Genomic DNA, 19,076 nt, shown 5'->3' with positions numbered 1-19,076 from the left:
TGACTAGACTGACGGAATGGCTGAGAAAACGATCCCCCTGCTGCCGTGCCAGACCATCCAGCCGATCGTCGACTTCTACACCGCCCTCGGCTTCGAGACGACGTTCCTCCAGAAGAGCCCCTACGCGTATGCGGTCGTCGAACGCGGCGCCATAGAGCTCCAGTTCTTCGGGATGAAGCAGTACGAGCCCGCGGAGTCGTACGCGGGGTGCTATGTGCTGACGGACGACGTGGACGCGCTGTACGCGCGGTTCCGGGCGGGGCTGAAGGAGGCGTACGGGAAGGTGCCGCGGCGGGGGCTGCCGCGGATCGGACCGCTCAAGGACATGTCGTACGGAGTGCGGCAGTTCCTGATGACCGACCCCGGCGGGAACTCCATCCGGGTCGGGCAGCAGATCAGCGAGGACCAGAGCCATCGGCCCGCGCCCAAGGAGACGTTCGCGCGGGCGCTGCACATCGCCGACGTCTTCGTCGACTCCAAGGAGGACCTGGAAGGCGCCGCCAAGGTCATCGACCGGGCGCTCGGCCTTCAGGACGAACGGCCCACGCCCGCGCAGCATCTGCGGCTCCTGGTGCTGCGCGGGGACATCGCCCAGCGGGTCGGGGACGACGGCCTGGCGGCGCGGCTGCTTGAGCGGGCCGCCGGGATCGAACTCGACGCGCGGGAGCGGGAGTCGGTGCGGGACGCGCTGGCGCGCCTCGCGGACCTGCGGGCGTGAGCCGAAGGACCCTAGGGCTTCACGGCGACGTGCACCGTGTGGGCCACGAGCAGGAACACGTCGTCGCGGCGGTGCAGGCTCTGCTCGTCCGCGGGGTCGAGGAGGCGGCCGAGGACCTCCAGGTCGTCGGCGGCGAGGGCGCCCTCCTCGGCGGCCAGGTCGCGGTAGCGCCCGAAGGTGGAGATCACGTGGGCGCGCGCCCGGTCGTCCAGGGGCGCCGGCAGGTCCAGCAGGAACGTGCGCGTCGCCGTGTGGCGCAGGCCCGCCGCGGCGAGGAGCGCGGGCCAGTGCTCGGGGACGTCCTTGGTGCCGGGCAGGCCCGCGCGCATCCGCGTGAACCAGTCCTCGTTGGCCGCGTCCAGGCGGGCCTGGAGCCCCGGGCGGCCGAGGCCCAGGTCGCGCGGCAGGCTGCGGGGCGGAAGGCCGCCCTCGAGGACCGCGAGCGCGCCGCCGGGCGCGAGCCGGCCGGCGAGGGCGGTGAGCGCGGCGACCTGGTCGCCGACGTGGTGCACGGACCGGGCCGCCCAGATCAGGTCGGCGGGCGGCAGCGCGCCGAGCCCGTCGGGGAGTTCCGCGCGGTGCGTGCGCACCCGGTCGCCGAGGCCGAGGCGGTCCGCGCGGGCCCGCGCCCGGTCGAGGAGCGCCTGCTCGGGGTCCGCCGCGACCACCTGAGCCTTGGGGAACGCCTCCGCCAGCAGGCCGGTGACCACGCCGGGGCCGCTGCCCGCGTCGACGACCAGGGACGGCTCACCGCCCCGCGCGCCGTCCGCACCGCCGGTGCGCAGTTCCCGCAGCCAGTCGGCGACCTGCCGGTACGCGGGGGCCGTGACCTCCGCGTTCTGCTCGAGGACGGGAGCCATCTCGGCCCAGTCGACTTCGACGTGACCGCCGTGGCTGTGGCTGTGGCTGTGCCCGCCACCCCCGCCGTGCTCGCCGTGCCCGCCGTGCTCGCCATGCCCATGGCCGCCGCAGCCGCCGTGGTGCCGTGCCCCGCCGTCGTCCTCGTGCGCCGTGTCCGCCGTGTCCGCCGTGTGCGCCGTCATCGTCTCGCCGCCTCTCTGCTGGCTCCCGGGAATCCCTCTGGCTCCCGGGAATCCCTCACCCGGGATCGCTGTCAGCCTGCGCCACCGGTCGCGATTCTGGCCAGCTGGCTTGCCGGAACAGCAAACCCCGTTCCCTGACACAAGAGGTCAGGGAAGGCGTCGCCGCGTACGTCCTGCGCTTCGGGTGCGCCGCCGCCGGGCAGCCCGTGCTCGGCTGCCCCGACCGCGACCCCACGCACTTCGTCCCGGTGGGGCGCGACCAGCCGTGGATCGGCTGCGTGTGGGAGCTGCCGCCGATCCAGCACGAGCGGAACGCCTGGGTGCGGCATCTGCTCGCGCCCGCCGCACCGGACCTGGCCGCCTACCTCGCCGACAGCCTGCCGGACGGCAGCACGGGCGCCTGACGCGCTCAGCCGGCGGCGGGCTTCGCGAACGCGAGGAGGGTGAACTCCGGGTCCGGGCGCCGCACGTCCTGGTCCGGCAGGCCTGCGAGCCGCTCCGCGTACCCCCGGGCCATCGCGCTGTCCGGCGGAATGCTGGTGAACCAGCCGCGGTACAGGTCCTCGGCGGTGCTGCGCGGGCTGCGGCCCTGGCCGTGGCCGCGGAAGCGGGCCCGCCCCGCGGCGACGAGACCGAGGTCCCGCGCGCACGCGCCGACCTGCGCGGCGCCGTCCACGGGCGGCCTGATCGGGCGGCCCTTGAGGACGGCGTCGATGTCGCTGCCCACGTCGTGCGAGGTGGCCTTGTCGACGGTGGTGACGAGGCGGCCCCCGGGCCGCAGGACCCGCGCGCACTCCGCGAGCACCGTGCGGACCTCCTCGCCGTCCGCGAGCAGATGCAGCAGCCACACCGTGGTCACCGCGTCGAACCGGGCGTCGGGGAAGGGCAGTCGGCGGCTGTCGCCGAGGACGACGGCGCCCGGGACGCGGTCGGCCGCCATGAGCGCCATGGCGTACGTCGAGTCGACTCCCGTCACGTGGAGGCCGGGCTCGGCGGCGAACCGCCGGGTGACCAGGCCGGTGCCGCAGGCCACGTCGAGGAGGTTCGCGGTGTCCGGCGGCAGCAGGGAGAGGACGGCGGCGGCCGCGGCGGCGGCGCGGGGCTCACCGCCGCGCGAGGCGTCGTACCGGACGGCCTCCTTGCCGTAGTCGAGCATGGCGCTCCGCGCCCGCCCCGGTGTCACGCGGCACCGTGCCCGGGGGCCAGCTCCTCGACCCTGCGGGCGAGTGCGAAGTCGCGCTCGGTGACGGCGCCGCCCGCGCTGTGCGTGTGCACCGTGAGCTCCACCGTGTCGTAGCCGAGGGTGATCTCCGCGTGGTGGCCGAGCTCTTCCTGTACCTGGGAGACGTGTACGACGAACGCGGTCGCCGCGGCGTGCGACGCGAGCCGGTAGGAACGGGCGATCCTGCCGTCGAGCTGAGACCAGCCGGGCAGTTCGGCGAGCCGGTCCTCGATCTCCTTCTGCGACAGCGGCTCCAGGGGCATGGCCGCGCTCCTTTCCGTGCGTTCGCGCTCGTCACCCCCGCGGTGGCGCGCAGTGCCAGCCTGCCACAGCGCGTCTCTGACGGGGACTCGGCGGAACTCAGCCGCGCACGCATTCCGCCGCGAGGTCGTCCGCGAGCACGGCGATCACCGCCCGGCCCTCGGTGGCCCGCAGCCAGTCGGCGGGCAGCGCGTGGTCGCCGTGCCGGGCGCCGAGCAGGTTGCCGCAGACCGAGCCGGTCGAGTCGCTGTCGCCCGAGTGGTTCACGGACAGCGGCAGCGCGTCCTCCACGCGGTGCGTGGCCAGGGCCGCGTACACGCCGATGGCCAGGGCCTCCTCGGCGACCCAGCCCGCGCCGAGCGACTCCACGCGCTCCGCGCTCGGCTCGCCGTCGGCGGCCAGGTCCACGGCGCGGCCGAGCGCGGCGGACGTCTCCTCGTGGCCGGGGTAGCGGCGAAGCAGCCGCAGCGCGCGCAGTACGGCGCCCTCCAGGGAGTCGCCCGCGACCAGGTGCGCGACGATCGCCGCGAGGGTGCCCGCGGCGTAGGCGCCCGTGGGGTGGCCGTGGGTGATCCGCGCGCAGCGCGCCGCCAGTTCGAAGGAGCGGTCGGCGGGGGCGCGGGTGAGCCCGAAGGGCGCCGCGCGCATCACGGTGCCGCAGCCCTTCGACTCGGGGTTGACGGGACCCGGCGGGCCGAGCGGGGCCCGCGGGTCGGGGGCGTGGCGGTGTTCGAGCCCGCTGAGGCAGGCTTCGCCGGGGGCGCGGCGCGCGTACAGCCAGGGCTGCGCGGCGAGCCCGCCGCGCACGTCCGGCGCGGGGGCGGGCCGCCGCTGGGTGTCCAGCCAGCGCAGGTACGCCTCCAGGACCAGTTGGGGCGCGGCCCCGCCGATGCCCTTGCGGCGCTCGCGGGCGTGGGCGGCCTGCAGGGCCTCGACGGTGAAGAGCGTCATCTGGGTGTCGTCGCTGACGCGGCAGACGCCGTCCGCGTCCGGCAGCGGCCCGCGCACGCCGCGCGGGCCGTGCGCGGCGCGGATGCCGTCCAGCGAGCTGAACTCGACGGGATAGCCGAGCGCGTCCCCGATCGCGCCGCCGAGCAGGCAGCCGCGCACCCGGGCGCGGTAGGCCACGGTGGCCTCCCACGACGGGGCGTCCCACGGATTCGTCATGCGCCACTCCTCGATTACCGTTCGCGGTATGACAACTCTCGCTTCCGGCAGGCGAAACGGCAAAGACGGCGCCCGGGGCGGCGGCGCGGCCCGCGGCGCGCCCGCGGCGACCGACGTGGGGGCGCTGCTGCGCGGCTGGCGCGAGGAGCGGCGCGTGAGCCAGCTGGAGCTGGCGCTGCGCGCGGACTCCTCGGCGCGGCACATCAGCTTCGTGGAGACCGGCCGGTCCAAGCCCAGCGAGGAGTTCGTCCTGAAGCTCGCCGAGCACCTCGACGTGCCCGTGCGCGAACGCAACGCGCTGCTGCTGGCCGCCGGTTACGCGCCGCGCTTCCCGCACACCCCGCTCGACGACCCGTCGATGGCCGCCCTGCGCGCCGGGATGGAGCGGCTGATCCAGGGCTACGAGCCGTATCCGGCCCTGGTCGTCGACGCGACGTACGACGTGGTCGCGGCGAACCGGGGCATCGCGATGCTCCTGGACGGCCTGCCGGACGACGCCCTTCGGCCGCCCCTGAACGCCATGCGGATCGCGCTGCACCCCAAGGGCCTCGCGCCGCGGATCCGCAATCTGCGGGAGTGGCGCGGGCATCTGCTGCACCAGATGGAGCGGCAGATCGCGCTCCAGCGCTCGGCGCCGCTGCGCGCGCTGTACGAGGAGGTCGCCGCGTACCCCGTCGAGGACCCCGGCGAGGACACGGCGGCGGACGGGCAGGTGCCGCATTTCGCGCTGCCGCTGCGGATCGAGCACGAGGGCCGGGTGCTCTCCTTCATCTCGTCGATCTCCACGTTCAACACGCCGATGGACGTCACCGTCGCCGAGTTGGCCATCGAGACGCTGCTCCCGGCCGACCCGGCGACGGTGAAGTACCTCCAGGCGAAGGCCTGAAGGACCGGCGCGACGGCGGCGGTTCAGGCCCCCTTCTCGGTTCCTGTCGCGCCCTTGCCCGCCCCGTCCTCCGCACTGTCCTCCGGCTCGTCGTCCACGATCTCCGCGTCCACGACGGCGTCCTCGGCGGCTCCCTCCGCGCTCCCCCCTTCGGCGCTCCCTTCGGCGGTCCTCGACTCCCCGGAGCCGTCGGCCGCGCCCGAACCACCCGTCTGCGCGGACGCGTACATCGCCTGCCCCATCCTCTGGCTGACGGCCGCGAGCTTCTCCGCGCCCGCGCGCACGGCACGCGTGTCGGCGCTGTCCGGGCCGTCCAGGAGGGCCTTCAGCTCGGCGGCCGCGGCCGCCACCTCGTCCCTGGTGCCCGCGGGGACGCGCTCGGCGTTCTCGCCGAGGAACCGCTCGGTCTGATAGACGAGCTGTTCGGCCTGGTTGCGGGTCTCGGCGGCCTCCCGCCGCTCGCGGTCCTCCTCGGCGTGCTGCTCGGCCTCGCGGACCATCCGGTCGATGTCGTCCTTGGGCAGCGCGGAGCCGCCGGTGACGGTCATGCGCTGTTCGCGCCCGGTGGCCTCGTCCTTCGCCGAGACGTGCATGATCCCGTTGGCGTCGATGTCGAAGGTGACCTCGATCTTGGGCACGCCGCGCGGCGCGGGCGGCAGCCCGGCGAGGTCGAACACGCCGAGCTTCTTGTTGTACGCGGCGATCTCCCGCTCGCCCTGGAAGACCTGGATGCCGACCGAGGGCTGGTTGTCCTCTGCGGTGGAGAACGTCTCCGAACGGCGGGTGGGGATGGTGGTGTTGCGCTCGATGAGCTTGGTCATGATGCCGCCCTTGGTCTCGATGCCGAGGGACAGCGGCGTCACGTCGAGCAGCAGTACGTCCTTGACGTCGCCGCGGATGACGCCCGCCTGGAGCGTGGCGCCGACGGCGACGACCTCGTCCGGGTTGACGCCCTTGTGCGGGTCCTTGCCGGTGAGCTCCCTGACGAGTTCGGTGACCGCGGGCATCCGGGTGGAGCCGCCGACGAGGATGACGTGGTCGATCGCGGCGAGCTCGACGCCCGCGTCCGTGACCGCCTGCTGGAAGGGGCCCCGGCAGCGGTCGAGGAGGTCGGCGGTGAGCTGCTCGAACTGGGCCCGGGTGAGCTTCTCGGCCAGGTGCAGCGGGCCGTCCGCGGACGCGGTGACGTAGGGCAGGTTGATGTCGGTCTCGCTGGACGAGGACAGCTCGATCTTCGCCTTCTCCGCGCCCTCCCGCAGGCGTTGCAGGGCCATCTTGTCGCGGGCCAGGTCGACGCCGTGCGCGTTCTTGAACTGGCCCACGAGGTGCTCGACGATCCGCTGGTCCCAGTCGTCGCCGCCGAGTTGGGTGTCGCCGTTGGTGGCCTTGACCTCGATGACGCCGTCGCCCATCTCCAGGAGCGACACGTCGAAGGTGCCGCCGCCGAGGTCGAAGACGAGGACGGTCTGGTCGTCGCCCTTGTCCAGGCCGTAGGCGAGGGCGGCGGCCGTCGGCTCGTTGATGATGCGCAGGACCGTGAGCCCGGCGATCTCCCCGGCCTCCTTGGTGGCCTGGCGCTGGCTGTCGTCGAAGTGCGCGGGCACGGTGACCACGGCGTCGGTGACGTCCTCGCCGAGGTAGGACTCGGCGTCGCGCTTGAGCTTCTGCAGGACGCGCGCGGACAGCTCCTGCGCGGTGTACTGGTGGCCGCCGACCGAGCCGCTCTCGGGGAAGCGCCAGGCCGGGTCGCCCATGTGGCGTTTGACGGAGCGGACGGTGCGCTCCACGTTCGTCACGGCCTGCCGCTTGGCGACCTCACCGACGAGCACGTCGCCGCTCTTGGCGAACGCGACGACCGAGGGGGTGGTGCGGGCTCCTTCCGCGTTCGCGATGACGGTGGGATCACCGCCTTCCAGGACGGCGACCACGGAGTTCGTCGTACCGAGATCGATGCCGACCGCACGTGCCATGTCCAACAGCCCCTTCCGACGCGGCGATCCTTCGGCCTCCAGCACAAAACTTGAGCGGGATGTTGTCAATGCCGCGTGCGCGGCCGGGGGCGGCCCAGACCCGTATCCGTGCCGGTGTCCGGACCGGGTCCGGGTCCGGACATGCGCGAGGCCGCCGCCCCGATGACGGGGGCGGCGGCCTCGTGCCAGGACCGCGCGCGTCAGGCGAGCTTGGCCGACAGGGTGATCGTCGTGCCGGTGAGCGCCTGGCTGACCGGGCAGTTGGCCTTGGCGTCCTCGGCGGCCGAGACGAACGCGGCCTCGTCCAGGCCGGGCACCTCGCCCTCGACGGTGAGGTGGATGCCGGTGATGCCGGTGCCAGGCTGGAAGGTCACGTCGGCGGAGGTGACGAGCTTGGTGGGCGGGGTGCCCGCGCCGGTCAGACCGTGGGACAGCGCCATCGAGAAGCAGCTGGAGTGCGCGGCGGCGATGAGCTCCTCGGGGCTGGTCTTGCCGTTCGCCTGCTCGGCGCGGGACGGCCAGGACACGGCCTGCTGTCCGATGCCCGAGGAGTCGAAGGTCACCGTGCCGGAGCCCTCGGTCAGGCTGCCTTCCCAGACCGTGTGAGCGGAGCGCGTGGTAGCCACGATGCCAAATCCCTTCAGTGGAGTTCCGTGGCCTCCATCCGATCACACTCCGGGGGAAATCGCCGCGTACGGGGGTGGTACGGAGCCGTAAGAAGGATCACCCGGGCACGCGTCCGGCGGGCGGCGGCCGCACGCCGCTCGCGGCACGCGTCCGTCGCGGGGCTCTTCCGGGCGCTCGCCCCGGCGCGTGGACAGCAAGTAGACACCCTCCGTTTCCCGCCAACCGCGCGGCCCGTGCGCCGTGTTCGACCGGGCCGCGCTGGTGCGCGCGGTCCCTACGACAACCGGCGCGGCGAACACCCTGGCCAGCGGGGCCGCTGAGGTGGCACGGCACGCCCGTGGCACGGCCCCTATGGCCGGAATGTCACCTGGGCAAGGTCCCCGCGCGGTGACACTTTTAGGCCTCCTCGACCGCGTGCGTCTCAGCCACGCGAGGGGGAGAACACCCAGGGGGTACGACCCATGCGCATCGTCTACACGGACCGCGGCCCGTCGCCGCTGGAGCCGGAGAAGCCCGGCGCGGCCGGGGAGCGCGACTCGACGCTCGGCTGGTGGGGGGCGTTCAGCGTCGAGAGGTTCGCCGACGCCTCGCCGCTGCGCTACACGCACGAGGACGCCGCCGGCTGGCTGGAATACCCGCAGCGGTTCCACGACCGCAACTTCTGGTTCGCCGACGGGGGCGTCCAGGCGTGGGCGTACGAGGAGGCGTTCGACAACTGGCAGGATCGTTTCGGCATGGACGCGGTCTGCGCGGTGTACCACTCGGGCCACGGCACCATGGACGGCGACGGCGTGTTCGAGGCGCCGCTCGGCGCGGCCTGGGACGGCCGCACCCGGGCGTCCTCCCGCCGCATGGCGCTCGGCAACGAGAAGGCGCGGTACGTCTTCTGGTCCACGTGCTTCTCGCTGCGCGTCCTCGGCGGGCACTCGCCGGTGCGCACCTGGGCCGGGCCCAACACCGGCTTCCGGATGGTCTTCGGCTTCGAGACGACGAGCATCGACCACCCGGACTACGGCCGGAAGTTCTGGGACAAGTGGACGTCCGGGCAGACGTACGCCGAGTCCTGGCTGAACGCCAGCTGGGACATCTGGAAGGACCAGGCCCCTTCGGTGTGCGCGGTCGGCGCCACCCAGGCCGAGGCCGTGGACCGGCTGAACACCGAGCGGCACTTCTACCGGCCCGCCGTGTCGGACAACTGGTACGCCTGGCGCTGGTACCACGCCCGCGCCTCGCTCGCCGGGCAACTGACCGCGCTGCCACAAGCCGCTCAGACGGTCCAGCTGGCGCCGCGCGAGCCGAGCGCCGAGCTGGCCGCGGCGGGCCGCATGGCGTCCTTCCCCGCCGCCGCGCTCGAAGAGGTGGGGGCCGACCGCAGGGGCGTGCTGAGCACGAGCTCCGGCGACCGCACCGTCTCCACGGGCCCGCACGCGGTGCGCTGGGCGCGCCTCGCCGAGCCCAGCCAGCGCAACACCACGGCGCTGCCCACCGAGCGGGCCGTCGCGCTCGCCCGGGCCTTCGCCGAGGAGCACGCCGAAGGCGCCGAGCTCGTCGTGGACAGCGTGCACGACCTGATGCAGAACTCCGCCGCCAAGGACGGCTCTCAGACCGGCGTCCCCACGACCCTCGTCACGCACGTCACGTTCCGGCAGGCCTTCGACGGCGTGCCCGTGATCACGCCGGACCGGGGCGTCGTCCGGGTCGGCCTCGACAACGACGGCACGGTCGTGCAGGCGCAGCTGTCCACGCGGCAGGCCACGGGCGAGCGGCGCGAGCCGAGCAGCCGGGTCGCGCCGCCGGTGCCCGAGGGCGCGCGCGAGGCCGGTGCGCCGCCGCTCAGCGACCCCAGCGAGGCGCTCGCCGCCGCGCAGCGGCGCGTCCTCGCCGAGCTCGCCGTGCGCGGCGCGGGCGACGGCGCCGACTACGGGGCGGCCCTGGCGCCGGAGCGGCTGCCCGAGGTCAGGGACGTGCCGGGGACGTTCCAGGTGGGCTACGAGATGGAGGGCAACGAGGCCTACCCGGCCGCCCGCAAGCTGATCGAGATCGGGCCCGAGGACGGCGTCAGGACGCAGCGCTGGGTGACGGCTCCGCTCGCGCGGTAGCCGGGCTTTCGTCGGCTGGGTCCTGGGTGGCGGCCCGCTGCTTGCGGGCCGCCATCCACGCGTACACGAGGACACCCGCGAACAGGAACAGCACGCCCTGGTAGACGGCCGCGTACCCGGCCCCGGCGACCAGCCACAGGGAGAAGCCGAAGCCGAGGGCGGCGAGCACGGAGTCGCGCACGAGGCGCCCGCGGTGGACGCGGTCGTGGCGTCCTGAGGCCAGGAAGTAGATCTGCGCGGCGGCCGCGAGCAGATAGGGCACGGTGGCCGTGAACGTCGTGACGAGCACGAGGACTTCGAAGACCCCGGAAGGCCCCGCGGTGTAGTTGTAGACCGTCAGGAGCGAGGCGAGGACGACGGTCACCAGGACGCCGAAGGTCGGCACGCCGCGCCGCTTCACGGCGAAGGCGCTCGGGAACAGGCCGTCCTTCGCGGCGGCGTACGGCGTCTGGGCGCTCAGGAGCGTCCAGCCGTTGAGGGCGCCGACCATGGACACCAGGGCGGCGATCGCGACGGCGGTGCCGCCCCAGGAGCCGCCGAACATCACGTTCACGGCGTCGGAGAACGGCGCGGTGGACGTGACGAGCTTGTCGTGCGCGACGGTGCCGAAGACGGCGAGGGTGCCGAGCAGATAGACCAGGGCGGCGCCGAGCGTGCCGAGGATGGTGGCGCGGCCGACGTTGCGCCTCGGGTCGCGGACCTCGCCCGCGCTGACGGCGGCGGACTCCATGCCCAGGTAGGAGAAGAGCAGGATCGCGGCGGACGCGGACACCGCGCCGACGGCGCCGTGGTCACTGGCCTGGAAAGGACCGAGGTTGTCGGCGTCGAAGAAGAAGAGCCCGCCGAAGGCCACCAGGAGCAGCGGCAGGAACTTCAGCACGGTGGCGACGACCTGCACCGCGCCGACGTACCGGGTGCCTGCGAGGTTGGCGAGCGCGGGCAGGAGCTGCAGCACGAGCGCGGCCAGGCAGGCGGACCACTTGTGGTCGGCGACGGGTATCAGCACGTCCAGGTAGCCGACGGCGGCGACGGCGAGCGCCGCGTTCGACACCCACGTCGTGATCCAGTACGCCCAGGCGGCGAGGAAGCCCGCGAAGTCGCCGAAGGCCTCCCGCGCGTACACATAGGGGCCGCCGGTGCGCGGGTCGCGTTCGGCGAGGCGCCCGAAGACCAGGGCCAGGGCGATGGCCCCGACGGTCAGGACGGCGAACGCGACGAGGCTGACGGTGCCGAAGGGCGCGACGGACGCCGGGAGCAGGAAGATGCCACCCCCGATGATGTTGCCCATGACCAGGCAGGTCGCGATCGGGAGGCCGAACCTGCGCGCGTGCCTGCCGTCGTCGTGCGGGGCGGGCGGCGCGTCCTGTCGAAGGGCCGGAGCCGACTGCGGTGCGGTTCCGGTGTCGTGCATGGGGTGGTGCGCCTCTCGTCGTGCCGGTGCCCGGGATCGCCGGGCGCGGGCCCATCGTCAGGCACCTGGAACGTCGCGCAAAATCACTGTGTTTTGTCCTGTACGACGCGGTCGGCGGCCGCAAAACCTGTCGGGTCCACCAGGCCTGGAAGGCGATCATCCACGGCTGTGACCTGCGGCACCTCGGGCCCGAGCTCCTCGCGCAGCCAGCGTCGAAGGACCCGGTGCACCGCTTCGGCCCCGACGAGTTCGGCGCCCTCGGGACCGGGCGGTGTGAGCGCGAGCGGGGAGAGCAGGAACGGCCGGGACTGGGCGCCGCCGAGCCCGCCGTGCGAGCCGATCTGCTCCTCGAAGGCGAGGACCTCGCCTTCGAGCGGGTCGTACCAGGAGTTGACCATGATGTCGGCGGTGTGCGGGAAGGAGTGGGTGCGGCGCACGGCGTCGGCGGCCCCAGGACCGAAGTCGGCGAGGGGTCCCAGGGCCTCGGCGTCCGCGTCCGGGGGCAGCTCGTCCAGGTACACCTCGGCGCCGCGCGCCCCCAGCACCAGCGGCCCGCGCGCGCCGTCGCGCACCAGCAGGAAGCCGACGCCGGGGTGGTTGGCGAGCGTCGGCAGGAGCGCCGGGTGGCGCCGGTCGATCTCCTGGCGGGTCATGCGGTGGGGCACGTCAGGGAAGGAGACGAGGCCGAGGTTGCCGGAGGCGAGGACGATGGGCTCGGCGCGGCGGCGCGGCCGGTGCTCGCCGGTTCCCTCCTCCACGGGCCTGCGCAGCGCGGCGCGCACCGCCGAGCGGGCCTCCGCGGTGCTGTGCGTGCGGCGCGCCCTGCGGGGCACGGGCAGGCCGCACCCGGCGCGCACCAGGTCGCCGAGGGTGAGGCCGTAGCGGGCGCGGAAGGTCTCGCCGGGGCTCTGGCCGTGGTCGGACAGGAGCACGATGCGGTACGGCCGGGGCGCGTGCTCGGCGACCTGCGCGAGCAGCGCGAGGGACCGGTCGAGCCGCCGCAGGACCTTCTCGGCGTCGCCGCCGGTGGGCCCGGAGTGGTGCGCCACCTCGTCGTACGCCACCAGGTCCGCGTACACGGCGGCGCGTCCGGCGAGCATGTCGCCGATGACGGCGGCGACCACCACGTCGCGCTCCACGACCGTGGCGAAGGCGCGGATGAACGGGTACAGGCCGCCCCTGCTGACGCGCGGGCGGCGCCTGCACAGCCGGGCGCGGGTCGACTCGGCGATCTCGCGGCCGACCTCGGAGATGAAGGACAGGGCGGTGCGGACGGCGTTGGCGGGGTCGGAGAAGTAGGCGAAGTACCCGGCCCTGGACCGGTTCTCCTTGCCGCGCCGCGCGGCCATGGACAGGACGAGCGCGAGCTGCTCGGCGCCGCCGCTGAACAGGTTCCCGCGGCTGGCCCCGTCGACGGTCAGCAGGCCGCCGTCGCCGGTGCGGGCGATCGCGCGGCGCTGGAGCTCCACGGCGGACGCGGGCCGGTTGGACACCATGACCTCGCCGGTGTCCTTCTCGTACCAGCGGAAGGCGGGCACGTCGTGGTTGCTGCCGTGCAGGATGCCGAGCTGGCTGGCGCCGGTCTGGGACGACCAGTCGGTGCGCCAGGGGGTGAGCCGGTGCGTGGCCCGGGCTCCCGGGTCCCCGGGCTCGCGGTCGGCGGCGAGCCAGCGGGCCACGGTGGGCATGAGGCCCTTGCGGACGGCGTCGTCGAGGACGTCGTGGCCGACGCCGTCGAGCTGGAGGAAGACCATGCCGGGGGTGCTGGGGCGGCGGGCCCCGGTGTCCTTGCGGCGTCTGCGGTCGGCCAGGCGGTACAGGCGTCTGCGGTACGCGTCGTCGTCGCGGACGGCGAGCGCGCCGCCCGTGGCCGACGCCACCGCCGACATCACGGCGGCCACCACCACCGCCGTCTCGGCGTTCGCGTCGCCGCGGCCGTCGGGGATGAGCCGCAGCGCGAGCAGCAGCAGCGACCCGTTCAGGAAGAAGTTGAGCAGCCCGAGGACCAGGGCGGGTACGAGCAGCAGGGCCCGGACGAGGAGGGGCCACACCAGGGCGGAGAGCAGGCCGAAGGCTCCGGCGCCGAGGGCCGCGGTCACCGCGATGCGGGTGGCGCTGTCGCCGTCGTCGGACTGGAGCTTGAAGTCCGGCAGGATGCCCGCGAGGGCGAGCATCGTGAGCGTGCTCACCGCCCAGACGACGATCACGCGCCCGAGGGCACGGCCCACTGTCCGCCACCGATCACCACGCACCCGTGCCGCCCGCCTCACGTCCCTGACCTTGCCCCCAGCCTGTCACAGCGCCTACGCCCCGGCTGTCGGGCGCCCCTGTCACCGGCTCCCGGCGGGGTGTCGGAGGTGCGGTGCCAGAGGTGGAGGGGGTCAGCAGCCGTCGTAGCCCGCGGTGGGCATGGAGAGGCGGCGGTGGACCCTGGCCTTCATGTGGGAGTCGTAGCAGGGCTCCGCGAAGCCCGCGGTCTCGATCCGCACGCCGCGCCGCCCGCACTCGGCGGTGAACTCGTCGGCACAGCGCAGCGCGCGCTCCAGGACGCGGCGGCACGGCACCACGAACAGATGGACCAGGCCCGCGTCGATGTCGTTCCAGAAGACGGCGTGGTCGGCGCGCAGGCCGTGCACGACCAGCTCACGGGTGATCACATAGCCGCGGGCGGCCGCCCAGCGCGCGCACATGGCGTGCTGGCTGCGCGAGTCGACGAGGAACGGGTCGGTGTCCAGCTCCTCCAGAGGCGTCAGGCTGGCGATGGCGGCGACCCGCACCGCGTGGTCCTTCCCCCCGGTGGCGTCTCCCATGGCGTCCCCCTCACCTCTGGTGTCAGCCGACGACACTACTCCTGGCCGTAGGCTCGGAGACAGTCACACGAAGGAGGAACGGTGCGGGCGGACGTCACGGTCACCTGGTGGGGTCATGCCACCTGTACGGTCGAGGACTCCGGGACGCGGGTGCTCACCGATCCCCTCTTCGCGCGCCGCCTCGCGCACCTGCGCCGCCGCCGGGGCGCGCTGCCGCCCGCGCGCGCGGCGGTGGCGGACGTCGTGCTGCTCTCCCATCTGCACGCCGACCACTTGCACGTGCCGTCCCTGGCCCGCCTCGCCCCCGGCACCCGCGCGCTGCTGCCGCGCGGCGCGGCCCGCTCGGTGCCGGGCCTGCGCAGGCTGTCGCACCTGCGGTTCACGGAGGTCGCGCCGGGCGACGAGGTGCCGGTGGGCGACGTGGTGGTGCGGGTCGTGCCCGCGCTGCACGACGGCCGCCGCCTGCCGGTGGGCCCGCACCGCTCGCCCGCGCTCGGCTATGTCGTCCAGGGCGAGGCGCGTACGTACTTCGCGGGGGACACCGGCCTGTTCGACACGATGGCCGCGGAGGTCGGCGCCGTCGACGTGGCGCTGCTCCCGGTCGGCGGCTGGGGCCCCTACCTCGGCCACGGCCATCTCGACCCGGCGCGCGCCGCCGAGGCCCTGGCGCGGATCGCGCCGCGCAGCGCGGTGCCGGTGCACTACGGCACGTACTGGCCGATCGGCATGGACGCGGTGCGGCCGCACGAGTTCCACACGCCGGGCGACGAGTTCGTGCGGCAGGCCGCGCTGCGGGCGCCCGGTGTGGCGGTGCACCGCCTGACGCACGGCGAGAGCGTCCGGCCCCAGGCCGCCCGATGATGCTCGCCGCCGCGGTCCAGGTGACGCCGGACTCCACGCAGCAGGCGGTCGGCTATCCGTCCCTGTTCCTGCTGGTGGTCCTGGGCGCCCTGGTACCGGTGGTGCCGACGGGCGCCCTGGTGAGTTCGGCGGCGGTCGTCGCCGTCCACCAGAGCGACACCTCGCCGTTCGCGCTGCTCATCGTGTTCGGGGTGGCCTCGCTCGCGGCGTTCACCGGGGACATGGGGCTGTACTGGCTCGGGCGGCGCGGCATGCGGTCGCGGAACGGCTCGCGCTGGCTGAAGGCGATCCGCGACCGCGCTCCCGCGGAGCGGCTCGCGCGGGCCCAGGCCAAGCTCCAGGACCACGGGGTGCTGGTGCTCGTCCTGTCCCGCCTCGTCCCCGCGGGCCGGATTCCGGTGATGCTGGCCTGCCTGCTCGCGAAGATGCCGGTACGGGCGTTCGCGCGGGGCAACCTTCCGGCGTGCCTGGCGTGGGCGGTGACGTACCAGCTCATCGGCATCCTCGGGGGGTCCCTGTTCCCCGAGCCGTGGCAGGGCGTGGCCCTGGCGGTGGGGCTGACCGTGGCGATCAGCGTGGCCCCGTCCCTGTGGCGGCGCGCCCGCCGCCCCTGAGGCGGGAGTTCAGGCGGGCAGCACCCGCGAGGCCCCGACCGGCAGGTCCCACAGGTCGCCCCGGGCCAGGCCCGCCGCCTCCCACGCCGCCCGCACCCGCCGCAGGGGTTCGAGCACCGGCTCGGCCGACAGCAGGAACGTCCCCCAGTGCATGGGCGCCATCCGCCGCGCCCCCACGTCGACGGCGGCCCGCACCGCGTCCTCCGGATCGCAGTGGACGTCCCGCAGCCACCACCGGGGTTCGTACGCCCCGATCGGAAGGAGCGCCAGGTCGACGCCCGGGTAGCGCTCCCCGATCCGCGAGAACCAGTGCCCGTACCCGGTGTCCCCGGCGAAGTACACCCGCTGTCCCTCGCCGTCGGTGAGCACCCAGCCGCCCCACAGGCTGCGGCAGGTGTCCCGCACACCCCGCTTGGACCAGTGGTGCGCGGGCACGAAGTCGAAGCGGACGCCGTCGAGTTCGGCGGCCTCCCACCAGTCGAGCTCGGTGACGCGGGTGAAGCGGCGGCGGAACCAGCGGCCGAGCCCGGCGGGCACGAGGACGGGGGTGTCGCGGGGCAGCCGTCTGAGGGTGGGCGCGTCGAGGTGGTCGTAGTGGTTGTGGCTGATCACGACCGCGTCGACGCGCGGCAGCGCGCTCCAGGCCACGCCGACGGGGGTCACCCGGGCGGGGGTGCCGAGGATCTTCCGGGACCACACGGGGTCGGTGAGGACGGTGAGCCCGCCGATGCGCACGACCCAGCTGGCGTGACCGGCCCAGGTGACGGCGAGGGTGCGGGCGTCGACGCGGGGCAGCGGGCCCGGCTCGAAGGGCAGCAGCGGAATCTCGGCGAGGCCTTCGGGCCGGGGCCGCAGCGCGCCCTCCCTGGCGAACCGCGCGAAGGCCCGCAGGCCGGGCAGCGGCGCGGTGAGGCGGTCCGCGAACGACCTGGGCCACAGCCGCGGCAGCCCGACCGTCCGCGGCAGCGCGACCGCCCGCCCGAACCCGGAGCCCCGCCCGGCCGCGCCACCGGACACGGCTCCCCGTCCGGCCGTACCAGCGCCTGGCGCGGAGCCCCGCGCGGCCGGGCCGTCCGGCGTGGAGGCGCGGGCGGCCTCCTCTCTCGCCCGCTCTCCCTCCGCCGTGCGGTCCCGCTCCGCGTGCTCCGTGTGCTCCGTGTGCTCTGTGTGCTCCGTGTGCTCTGTGTGCTCCGTGTGCTCCGTGTGCTGGAGGTGGTGCTGTGTCTGCGTCACCGAGGAGGCTCCCGTCGCTGGGCTTCTGCGCGGAGGTCGTCGAAGGCCGAGCCGACCCTGGCCAACGCCCGTTCCACGTGCGGGGATTCCAGTGGGTCGGGGGCGGCGAGCGCGTGCAGGCGTTCCTCGGGGGCGGTGCCGAGGAGGGGTCCTGTGGACAGTCGTACGCGCGGCGCGCCGATGTCGTCGCCGAAGCGGTGGCCGCCGGGCGCGGGCAGGCCGAGCCGCTCCTGGAGGAAGTCCTCCAGTTCCTGGGCGTCGCTGACGCCGCGCGCGGCGAGAGCGGAGCGCAGCGGGCCGAGGTCGACGTACAGATGGCGGCCCGCGGCCGGGGGCCGGGCGAGCGCACCCGCGGCGACGACGGTCTCCCGCAGGGCTGCGGCCACGCGCGCGTGCAGCCGGTTCGCGGCGGCCAGGCGCGCGGTGACCTCCTCGGGCTCGCCGAGCGCGTACGTCGCGGCGGCGGCGACCGGCGCGGCGGGCAGCGCGCCGAGCGCGGTGAGCACGTCCAGGGCGCGGGCGCGCAGGGCGCCGCCGGGTCCGGTCGCGGGGAAGCGGGCGACGGCGGCGGGCAGGCCGGGCGGCAGGAAGGCGCCGCGCAGGTCGCTGACGACGGTGACCCGTTCGGGGTCCATCTCGGCGGGGCCGACCAGGACGGTCTCGCGCGGCCGGTGCAGCGTGTCGCGGAAGGTCTCGTCGCTGACGATGTGCAGGCCCTCCCCCGCCGCGGCCTCCACGGCCTCGTGCACGGCTTCGGGCGGCGGCACGGTCGCCGTGGGGTCGTCCGCGACGGACAGGACGAGCAGGCGCGGGGCGCCGCCCTCGGCGCGGACGCGGCGGACGGTCTCCAGGAGCGCGTACGCGTCCGGGACGCCACCGCACTCGGCGGGCGTCGGCACGTGGTGGACGGAGCGGCCGAGGAGGCGCACCTGGGGCGCCCACCAGGCGGCGCAGGGCCGGGGCAGCAGGACGTCGCCGCCGAGCGCGGCGGCGAGCGCGAGCAGCAGGGGGGCCGCGCCGGGGGCGGCGGCGACGTGGCCGCGCTCGGCGGGCAGGCCGCGGCGGGTCCAGTAGCCGCAGGCCGCGTCCAGGAGCGCCGGGTCACCGCCGGGCGGCTGCGCGCGGGTGCGGCCCGCGGCGGCGGCGACCCGCGCGGACAGCTCCGGCAGGACCGGAAGTCCTGGCTCCGGCGGGGGCGGCCCCGATCGGACGCGGCCGTGCCCCGTGTGGTCCGTCCACCGCATGGGCACCTCCGTGCGCTCCCCTGGCCACCCTCGTACCATCCGTGTGCCGTCGGGTCCCTGCGTACCCACGGCGGCGCCGCTCCACCGTGTGAGGGGCGGTGTTCCCTTCTGGATTGCTCCGTGCGGGGGTCAGCGCGCGGAAGCGCGGTCACGGCGCAGCCGGAGCGCGGCCGCGACGCACGCGCCCGCCACCAGGACGCCGCCCGCGATCAGGGCGGCCGGTGAGTCGGTGAACGCGCCGCCCTGGCCCCCGCGGACGCCGTGGGCGACGGACGGCGCGTGTGAGGCGTGCGAGGCGTGCGCCGGTCCTGGCGCGGCGCGGGTGACGGTGAACGTGGCCTCCCACTGGCCGTCGTCGTGGCACACGCCGTCCACGGACCACTCCGACGCGGGGCCGGCCGCGTCCGGGCCGCCGTCCTCGAAGTCGGCGGCCGCGGCGATCCGGGCCGTGCCCTGGTAGGCCACGCCGGTGAGCGCCTGGTCCTGCCCCTGGTCCTGGCCCGGCTGGTGCTGCTGTACGCGCTGGAGCCTGACCGTGCCCGCCTCGAACGCCTCGGAGCTCGCGTCCATGGTCGGCGGGGGCGTCGCGCTCGTGGCCGGGCAGGCGACGGAGACGGTGACCTGCTCGCCGGGGGCGGCACGGGCCGGGGTGACCTGGGCGGCGGCACCGCCCTCGGCGTGGGCGGTCGGGGCGGCGGCCAGGACGTACACGGCGTACAAGGTGAGCAGCGCGAACAAGGCGAGCGGGGCGGACAGGGCGGAAGCGGGGCGGGTCAGCGGGGCGGAAGTGCGCATGTCCTCATTCGAGCCGCTGATCGCGCTTCGCGCTCGTCCTCCCACGCCGGACGGGCTACCACTGGATGGGCTACCTCCGTACGGGCTACCGCCGTACGGACGACCTCCCTACGGA

General features: G+C 74.8%; 17 protein-coding genes and 1 pseudogene. 6 read left to right on the top strand and 12 right to left on the bottom strand.

Going from position 1 to position 19,076, the window contains the following annotated elements; genetic code table 11:
• Positions 1-16 precede the first annotated feature (16 nt).
• Positions 17-718, top strand: a complete 702-nt coding sequence (locus tag AC07A4_RS17195) for a bleomycin resistance protein (protein ID WP_478598873.1) — start codon at positions 17-19, stop codon at positions 716-718.
• A gap of 11 nt (positions 719-729) precedes the next feature.
• Here the strand turns inward: AC07A4_RS17195 and AC07A4_RS17190 are convergent, their stop codons facing one another.
• Entirely contained in the window at positions 730-1,761 is a 1,032-nt protein-coding gene (locus AC07A4_RS17190; RefSeq protein WP_478598871.1) for a class I SAM-dependent methyltransferase, read from the bottom strand.
• Positions 1,762-1,931: 170 nt separating this feature from the next.
• On the opposite strand from AC07A4_RS17190, the pseudogene AC07A4_RS17185 reads away from it, so the two are divergent.
• A pseudogene (locus AC07A4_RS17185) lies at positions 1,932-2,165 on the top strand (hypothetical protein); the annotation flags it as partial.
• 5 nt (positions 2,166-2,170) lie between these two features.
• Here the strand turns inward: AC07A4_RS17185 and AC07A4_RS17180 are convergent.
• The 3 genes from AC07A4_RS17180 to AC07A4_RS17170 form a co-directional block, all read right to left on the bottom strand.
• On the bottom strand, positions 2,171-2,917 hold the full coding sequence (locus AC07A4_RS17180; protein ID WP_478598979.1) for a class I SAM-dependent methyltransferase: 747 nt from the start codon (positions 2,915-2,917) through the stop codon (positions 2,171-2,173).
• Between the two features lie 23 nt (positions 2,918-2,940).
• A complete protein-coding gene (locus AC07A4_RS17175; RefSeq protein ID WP_478598869.1) occupies positions 2,941-3,246 on the bottom strand; it encodes a 4a-hydroxytetrahydrobiopterin dehydratase in 306 nt (101 codons plus the stop codon).
• 97 nt (positions 3,247-3,343) lie between these two features.
• Positions 3,344-4,411 (bottom strand): ADP-ribosylglycohydrolase family protein, encoded by a 1,068-nt coding sequence (locus tag AC07A4_RS17170; RefSeq protein ID WP_478598867.1) that lies wholly within the window; start codon positions 4,409-4,411, stop codon positions 3,344-3,346.
• A gap of 28 nt (positions 4,412-4,439) precedes the next feature.
• Here AC07A4_RS17170 and AC07A4_RS17165 point away from each other — a divergent pair, with 28 nt between their 5' ends.
• Complete coding sequence (locus AC07A4_RS17165) at positions 4,440-5,297, top strand: helix-turn-helix domain-containing protein (RefSeq protein ID WP_478598865.1); 858 nt, start codon at positions 4,440-4,442, stop codon at positions 5,295-5,297.
• Positions 5,298-5,320: 23 nt separating this feature from the next.
• Here the strand turns inward: AC07A4_RS17165 and dnaK are convergent, their stop codons facing one another.
• Together dnaK and AC07A4_RS17155 are read right to left on the bottom strand one after the other, a co-directional pair.
• Positions 5,321-7,267 carry a molecular chaperone DnaK gene (gene dnaK, locus AC07A4_RS17160; RefSeq protein WP_478598862.1) on the bottom strand — a complete coding sequence of 649 codons (1,947 nt, stop codon included), beginning with the start codon at positions 7,265-7,267 and terminating at the stop codon, positions 5,321-5,323.
• A 200-nt stretch (positions 7,268-7,467) separates the two neighbouring features.
• Positions 7,468-7,893 (bottom strand): OsmC family protein, encoded by a 426-nt coding sequence (locus AC07A4_RS17155; RefSeq protein ID WP_289944193.1) that lies wholly within the window; start codon positions 7,891-7,893, stop codon positions 7,468-7,470.
• 462 nt (positions 7,894-8,355) lie between these two features.
• On the opposite strand from AC07A4_RS17155, the gene AC07A4_RS17150 reads away from it, so the two are divergent.
• Positions 8,356-9,993 carry a DUF6345 domain-containing protein gene (locus AC07A4_RS17150; RefSeq protein ID WP_478598859.1) on the top strand — a complete coding sequence of 546 codons (1,638 nt, stop codon included), beginning with the start codon at positions 8,356-8,358 and terminating at the stop codon, positions 9,991-9,993.
• Here AC07A4_RS17150 and AC07A4_RS17145 read toward each other — a convergent pair.
• From AC07A4_RS17145 to AC07A4_RS17135, 3 genes are all read right to left on the bottom strand, one after another.
• Positions 9,953-11,404, bottom strand: a complete 1,452-nt coding sequence (locus AC07A4_RS17145; protein ID WP_478598856.1) for an amino acid permease — start codon at positions 11,402-11,404, stop codon at positions 9,953-9,955. The genes AC07A4_RS17150 and AC07A4_RS17145 overlap by 41 nt on opposite strands.
• Positions 11,405-11,487: 83 nt before the next feature.
• Positions 11,488-13,656, bottom strand: coding sequence for a phage holin family protein (locus AC07A4_RS17140; RefSeq protein WP_478598976.1), 2,169 nt, complete (start codon positions 13,654-13,656; stop codon positions 11,488-11,490).
• 129 nt (positions 13,657-13,785) lie between these two features.
• Complete coding sequence (locus AC07A4_RS17135) at positions 13,786-14,214, bottom strand: hypothetical protein (RefSeq protein ID WP_478598854.1); 429 nt, start codon at positions 14,212-14,214, stop codon at positions 13,786-13,788.
• 81 nt (positions 14,215-14,295) lie between these two features.
• Here AC07A4_RS17135 and AC07A4_RS17130 point away from each other — a divergent pair, with 81 nt between their 5' ends.
• Entirely contained in the window at positions 14,296-15,075 is a 780-nt protein-coding gene (locus tag AC07A4_RS17130) for an MBL fold metallo-hydrolase (RefSeq protein WP_478598851.1), read from the top strand.
• On the top strand, positions 15,072-15,689 hold the full coding sequence (locus AC07A4_RS17125) for a DedA family protein (RefSeq protein ID WP_478598848.1): 618 nt from the start codon (positions 15,072-15,074) through the stop codon (positions 15,687-15,689). The genes AC07A4_RS17130 and AC07A4_RS17125 overlap by 4 nt, the downstream gene beginning before the upstream one ends.
• A gap of 9 nt (positions 15,690-15,698) precedes the next feature.
• Here the strand turns inward: AC07A4_RS17125 and AC07A4_RS17120 are convergent, their stop codons facing one another.
• The 3 genes from AC07A4_RS17120 to AC07A4_RS17110 form a co-directional block, all read right to left on the bottom strand.
• Positions 15,699-16,706, bottom strand: a complete 1,008-nt coding sequence (locus AC07A4_RS17120) for an MBL fold metallo-hydrolase (RefSeq protein ID WP_478598974.1) — start codon at positions 16,704-16,706, stop codon at positions 15,699-15,701.
• A gap of 212 nt (positions 16,707-16,918) precedes the next feature.
• Positions 16,919-18,166 carry an aminotransferase class I/II-fold pyridoxal phosphate-dependent enzyme gene (locus AC07A4_RS17115; protein ID WP_478598846.1) on the bottom strand — a complete coding sequence of 416 codons (1,248 nt, stop codon included), beginning with the start codon at positions 18,164-18,166 and terminating at the stop codon, positions 16,919-16,921.
• A gap of 129 nt (positions 18,167-18,295) precedes the next feature.
• Positions 18,296-18,961: a hypothetical protein gene (locus AC07A4_RS17110; RefSeq protein ID WP_478598844.1), complete on the bottom strand. Its 666-nt coding sequence runs from the start codon at positions 18,959-18,961 to the stop codon at positions 18,296-18,298.
• Positions 18,962-19,076 lie beyond the last annotated feature (115 nt).

The sequence above is a fragment of the Streptomyces sp. NPDC043996 genome, assembly GCF_056435225.1.
This window is presented reverse-complemented; position numbering and strand designations above follow the sequence as displayed.

Coding starts and splice junctions, on each gene's coding strand:
- AC07A4_RS17195 (WP_478598873.1), top strand. CDS start 17: ATGGCTGAGAAAACGATCCCCCTGCTGCCGTGCCAGACCATCCAGCCG.
- dnaK (WP_478598862.1), bottom strand. CDS start 7,267: ATGGCACGTGCGGTCGGCATCGATCTCGGTACGACGAACTCCGTGGTC.
- AC07A4_RS17145 (WP_478598856.1), bottom strand. CDS start 11,404: ATGCACGACACCGGAACCGCACCGCAGTCGGCTCCGGCCCTTCGACAG.
- AC07A4_RS17115 (WP_478598846.1), bottom strand. CDS start 18,166: ATGCGGTGGACGGACCACACGGGGCACGGCCGCGTCCGATCGGGGCCG.
- AC07A4_RS17170 (WP_478598867.1), bottom strand. CDS start 4,411: ATGACGAATCCGTGGGACGCCCCGTCGTGGGAGGCCACCGTGGCCTAC.
- AC07A4_RS17180 (WP_478598979.1), bottom strand. CDS start 2,917: ATGCTCGACTACGGCAAGGAGGCCGTCCGGTACGACGCCTCGCGCGGC.
- AC07A4_RS17190 (WP_478598871.1), bottom strand. CDS start 1,761: ATGACGGCGCACACGGCGGACACGGCGGACACGGCGCACGAGGACGAC.
- AC07A4_RS17150 (WP_478598859.1), top strand. CDS start 8,356: ATGCGCATCGTCTACACGGACCGCGGCCCGTCGCCGCTGGAGCCGGAG.
- AC07A4_RS17135 (WP_478598854.1), bottom strand. CDS start 14,214: ATGGGAGACGCCACCGGGGGGAAGGACCACGCGGTGCGGGTCGCCGCC.
- AC07A4_RS17175 (WP_478598869.1), bottom strand. CDS start 3,246: ATGCCCCTGGAGCCGCTGTCGCAGAAGGAGATCGAGGACCGGCTCGCC.
- AC07A4_RS17125 (WP_478598848.1), top strand. CDS start 15,072: ATGATGCTCGCCGCCGCGGTCCAGGTGACGCCGGACTCCACGCAGCAG.
- AC07A4_RS17165 (WP_478598865.1), top strand. CDS start 4,440: ATGACAACTCTCGCTTCCGGCAGGCGAAACGGCAAAGACGGCGCCCGG.
- AC07A4_RS17110 (WP_478598844.1), bottom strand. CDS start 18,961: ATGCGCACTTCCGCCCCGCTGACCCGCCCCGCTTCCGCCCTGTCCGCC.